Source organism: Prevotella disiens, from assembly GCF_900454955.1.
GTDB classification, from domain to species: Bacteria; Bacteroidota; Bacteroidia; order Bacteroidales; family Bacteroidaceae; genus Prevotella; species Prevotella disiens.
In genome coordinates, this window is record NZ_UGTL01000006.1 from 1 (window position 1) to 5,485 (window position 5,485).

The window sequence follows — 5,485 nt, forward strand, 5'->3', positions numbered from 1 at the left end:
AAATACAATTGGACGCCGTAAGAGCGCCGTTGCTCGTATCTATCTTTCAGAAGGTACCGGTAAGATTACAATCAACAAAAAAGATATAACTGAATTTTCCCATCTGCTATTTTGCAATACGTTGTAAAACAACCATTGCAGTTGTTAGGTGTTGAAGGTCAGTACGATATTAAGTAAATCTCTATGGTGGTGGTTTCACAGGTCAGAGCCAAGCACTCCGTCTTGCTATTGCTCGCGCACTCGTTGAGATTAATCCTGAAGACAAAAAGAACTTGAAAGACCACGGATTCTTGACACGCGATAGCCGTGCCGTAGAACGTAAGAAGCCAGGTCAGCCAAAGGCACGTGCTCACTTCCAGTTCAGCAAGCGTTAATTTTTTATACATTGCGCTTGAGTTTAGTATCTAAATCGGTGAGATTCCAAATCGGGGACTACCCACTGGTTGATTCTAACGAGCCAGACGGAGCTTATTCGTCAAGAAAGAATTAAAAAGAAAGTAAACAACAAACAAAAACAAAAGAAAGATGTCAAGAACAAATTTTGACCAATTATTGCAAGCAGGTTGTCATTTCGGACACCTCCATCGTAAGTGGAATCCAGCCATGAAACCATATATCTATATGGAACGTAATGGTATCCACATCATCGACCTTCATAAAACTGTAGCAAAAATCGATGAGGCTGCTGAAGTTCTCAAAGGTATCGCTAAGAGCGGAAAGAAGATTTTGTTCGTCGCTACTAAAAAACAATCTAAGGACGTTGTTGCTGAAAAGGCTGCATCGGTTAATATGCCATACGTAAACGAACGTTGGGCTGGTGGTATGCTTACCAACTTCCCTACCATTCGTAAGGCTATTAAGAAAATGACGAACATCGATAGATTGATGAACGATGGTACATTCTCAAATCTTTCTAAGCGCGAAATCCTCCAAATTTCACGCCAACGTGCAAAGCTTGAGAAGAACCTTGGCTCTATTGCTGACCTTACACGTCTTCCTTCTGCACTTTTCGTTATCGACGTAATGAAGGAACACATCGCTGTTAAGGAAGCTAATCGTTTGGGTATCCCTGTATTTGGTATCGTTGATACTAATTCTGACCCTAAAAACATCGATTACGTTATCCCTGCAAACGACGACGCTAAGGATTCTGTTGAGGTTATCCTCGGTGCTTGCTGCACTGCTATTGCTGAAGGTTTGGAAGAACGTAAGGCTGAAAAGGCTGACGAAAAGGCTGCTGCTGAACAAGCTGAAGAAGCTGCTGAAGCTAAACCAAAGCGTGCTGCACGCAAGGCTGAAAAGGCAGAAGAAACTCCTGCTGCTGAATAAAGAATATTAAAACATTATTATATGGGCATTGGCGAACGCTCGTGAGGCATAATGCGACTCGCTACGTTTACCAACGCCCACATTTTTAATCATAAATTGAAAGGAAAACAAAATGGCTGTATCAATTGAAGATATTAAGAAACTTCGTGCCATGACTGGTGCTGGTCTTGCTGACGTAAAGAACGCACTCAATGAGGCTGAAGGAGATTTCGATAAAGCAAAAGAATTGCTCCGTGAACGTGGTTTGGCTATCGCTGCTAAGCGTTCTGACCGTGAAACTGCAAACGGTTGTGTACTCGTAAAAGCTGTTGATGGCTACGCTGCCATGGTAGCTGTTAAGTGTGAAACCGACTTCGTTGCTAACGGTAAGGACTTCATCGCAATGGTACAAGAAATTCTTGATGCTACTGTTGCTGCTAAGGCTAAGTCTATTGACGAAGTAAAGGCTTTGAAAATGGCTAACGGAGACGATGCTGCTACTGCTGTTCAACAACGTTCAGGTATCACTGGCGAAAAGATGGAAATCGATGGTTTCAACTTTATCGAAGGCGAAAACCTTTCTGTTTACGACCACATGGGCAAGCACACACTTGCTACTATCGTACAATTGAGCAACAACAACGAAGAAGCTGGACACAAAGTAGCGATGCAAGTTGCTGCTATGAAGCCAGTTGCTTTGAACGAAGCATCTGTTCCACAAGAAGTTAAAGACGAAGAATATAAGGTTGCTATCCAAAAGACTAAGGAAGAGCAAGTTGAAAAGGCTGTTGTAGCTGCAATCAAGAAGGCTGGTATCAATGCAAACCTCGTTGATAGCGAAGAACACATCGAGTCTAACATCAACAAGGGTTGGCTTACACGCGAAGATGCTGACAAGGCACTCGAAATCAAGAAAACTGTTGCTGAAGAAAAGGCTGCAAACTTAAACGAAAACATGATTGAGAACATCGCTAAGGGTCGTCTCAACAAGTTCTTCAAAGATAACTGTCTTGTAGACCAAGAATTCCAATTCGCTGATGGCGACAAAATCAATGTTGCTGATTGGTTGAAATCACAAAACAAAGACCTCGCAGTAGTTGATTACAAGCGTTTCACTCTTTCTGCTGAATAAGCAAACAGAAGAAGAAATTACTTCAAAAACAAATACAAAAGAACCGAAAAGCGCAATCTTTTCGGTTCTTTTTTTTTGACACTTTGTAAGGGCGTGATTCATCACGTTCCTAACATTCTAAGAATGAGGAAAGTTATAGCTATGAGGAACGTGATAAATCACGCCCCTACAAAGTAGCATTACTTGCAAAAACAACTATCTTGCATTAAAAAAAATAATATTACGTCAAATTAAGGACATTTGCTTCACGATTTTTCAAAACGCAAATTACCATAAGGAACGTAATATTACGGTAAATTAAAGACATTCGCTTCCCGATTTAAATTTGTGTTTCGAATTTATACATTTTGTATGAATTATTGAAAAAGTATATCCAAAACATAAACTCGTGTTAAATCCTTTTTTCTTACCACGAGTTACTACTTCTTTATTACTTTTGCAGCGTGTTTAATAACAATAACTAATTTAAAATGCGTGTGAAAAAGAAAAATTTTACTCAGTTTTGTAGCACTGCTTGCATCTTGACATTTCTTTTTTTCTCGTAACCTTTGGACATAAAAAAAGGAGTACCGCTGTACTCCAATCTTTGTTAACCTTAAATCTAATACTATGAAAAACACATTGCAAATGTAATGGAGTTTTTTCAAAGTTCAAAGGAAAAAGGTGTAAAACTTTGTATTGTTGCAATTTTATTGATATAAATCAAGAAGAAATGATATATTTGTTTTGTTTATGCTGTATTTTTGCAATTCAAAAAGCAATATTGCTTTCACATCGAAAGTTGTAGGAATAAAACAAAAAAAAAGATGTATTCTTGCGGAATACATCTTTTTTATGCTGTATAGAATAGGATTAACCTACTTGACTGCCTGGTTTTACTTCGCTCAATGTTGTCGTTACGCTGAGTGAACCATCAAAGTTTACGGCTGAAAGTATCATGCCTTGACTTTCGATACCCATCATTTTGCGAGGCGCAAAGTTGGCAACGAAGAGGACGTCTTTGCCGATAAGTTGTTCAGGTTCGTAGAAAGCAGCAATACCACTAAGGATTGTGCGCTCTGTACCTGTACCGTCGTCAATGGTGAATTTCAAGAGTTTTTTGCTCTTCTTTACCTTTTCGCAGTGAACAATGTGTCCCACACGAATGTCCATCTTTTCGAAATCTTCGAAAGCAACGTCTTTTTTAATTGGCTCAGCCTTGTAGTTGGCAGCTTCATTTGCCTTCTTTGTGTCTTCAAGCTTTTGGAGTTGGGCATCGATAGTTTCGTCTTCTATCTTTTCGAACAACAAGTGTGGTTCGTTCAACTGGTGTCCAGCAGCAAGGATATCGGTACTTCCGAGTTGTGTCCAATCGTATTCAGCAAGGTTTATCAAGTTTCTAAGTTCCTTGCTACTGAATGGTAGGAATGGCTCAAAAGCAATGCTGAGGTTAGCAACCAATTGGAGCGAAATGTTCAATATAGTTTCCACACGTTTTGGGTCGGTCTTCCAAACCTTCCAAGGCTCACATTCTGTGATGTAACGGTTACCGATTCGTGCCAAATTCATGGCTTCTTTTTGTGCTTCACGGAACTTAAATACATCAAGATAGCTTTCAACTTTTTCCTTAACGTCTTTAAATTCTTGAATTGTTTGACGGTCTACGTCTTGCAATTCGCCACAAGCAGGCACTATACCGCCCCAATATTTTTGGGTTAATTGCAAAGCACGATTGACGAAGTTGCCATATACTGCTACCAATTCGCTATTGTTGCGCTCTTGGAAATCCTTCCATGTGAAGTTGTTGTCCTTCGTTTCTGGCGCATTGGCAGTAAGCACATAACGCAGTACATCTTGCTTATTTGGGAAATCAACTAAGTATTCGTGCAACCAAACTGCCCAGTTACGGCTGGTCGAAATCTTGTCGTTTTCAAGATTGAGGAACTCATTTGAAGGGACATTATCAGGCAAAATATAGTCGCCATGTGCCTTCAACATGCTTGGGAAGATGATGCAATGGAACACGATGTTATCTTTTCCAATGAAGTGAACCAAGCGTGTTTCATCGTCTTGCCACCACTTTCCCATTTTCCAAAGCGTTCTGGATTGCTGTCGCAAAGCTCTTTTGTGTTTGAGATGTAGCCAATTGGCGCATCGAACCAAACGTAAAGTACTTTTCCTTCTGCACCTTCCACAGGCACAGGGATACCCCAATTGAGGTCGCGAGTCATGGCACGAGGTTGCAAATCCATATCCAACCAACTCTTACATTGTCCGTAAACGTTTGGTCGCCACTCTTTATGGTCGTTTAAAATCCATTGTTTCAACCATTCTTGATAATCGTTCAATGGCAAATACCAGTTCTTTGTAGTTTTAACGACAGGCTTTGACCCCGAAATGGTAGAGTGTGGATTGATGAGTTCCATAGGACTGAGGTCGCTTCCGCACTTCTCGCATTGGTCGCCGTATGCGTTTTCGTTATGGCAATGAGGACATTCGCCCATTACATAACGGTCGGCTAAGAATTGTTTTGCTTCTTCATCGTAAAGCTGTTCGCTTTCTTTTTCCAATGAGTTTGCCTTCATCGTAGAGTTTACGGAAGAAGTCTGATGCAAACTTATGGTGGGTTTCGCTCGTGGTACGACTATAAACATCGAACGAAATACCAAATTCCTCGAACGAATCTTTAATCATTTTGTGGGTAACGGTCGCACACTTCTTGTGGCGTAATGCCCTCTTTCTTTGCACGCAAAGTGATAGGCACACCATGTTCATCGCTACCTCCTACAAATAAAACTTCTTGTTTCTTCAAACGCAAGTAGCGCACATAAATGTCAGAAGGAACGTAAACCCCTGCAAGGTGTCCTATATGCACACCACCATTGGCGTATGGCAAAGCTGCCGTTACGGTGGTTCTTTTAAATTTCTTATCTGTCATAATCTTTTATTTTTCTATTTGCAAAGTTACATTAAATAGGTGGAATGACCTAATCTTTGTTTGTTGCGAATGATTTTAAAGCCTATGAAGGCTGAATAGTTATCGTATGCTAATAATTTTTGCACTCT

The 5,485-nt window shown here is 40.4% G+C and carries 2 protein-coding genes and 2 pseudogenes; 3 read left to right on the forward strand and 1 reads right to left on the reverse strand.

The features are described from left to right. From rpsI to tsf, 3 genes and pseudogenes are all read left to right on the forward strand, one after another. Nucleotides 1-374, forward strand: a pseudogene (gene rpsI / locus DYI03_RS13250) (30S ribosomal protein S9); the annotation flags it as partial. Nucleotides 375-525: 151 nt separating this feature from the next. After that, nucleotides 526-1,329, forward strand: coding sequence for a 30S ribosomal protein S2 (gene rpsB / locus DYI03_RS13255; RefSeq protein ID WP_021668581.1), 804 nt, complete (start codon nt 526-528; stop codon nt 1,327-1,329). 112 nt (nt 1,330-1,441) lie between these two features. Beyond that, nucleotides 1,442-2,440, forward strand: coding sequence for a translation elongation factor Ts (gene tsf, locus DYI03_RS13260; protein ID WP_021668580.1), 999 nt, complete (start codon nt 1,442-1,444; stop codon nt 2,438-2,440). Nucleotides 2,441-3,292: 852 nt separating this feature from the next. Here tsf and metG read toward each other — a convergent pair. Further along, nucleotides 3,293-5,357: pseudogene (gene metG / locus DYI03_RS13880) on the reverse strand (methionine--tRNA ligase). Between the last annotated feature and the right edge of the window lie 128 nt (nt 5,358-5,485).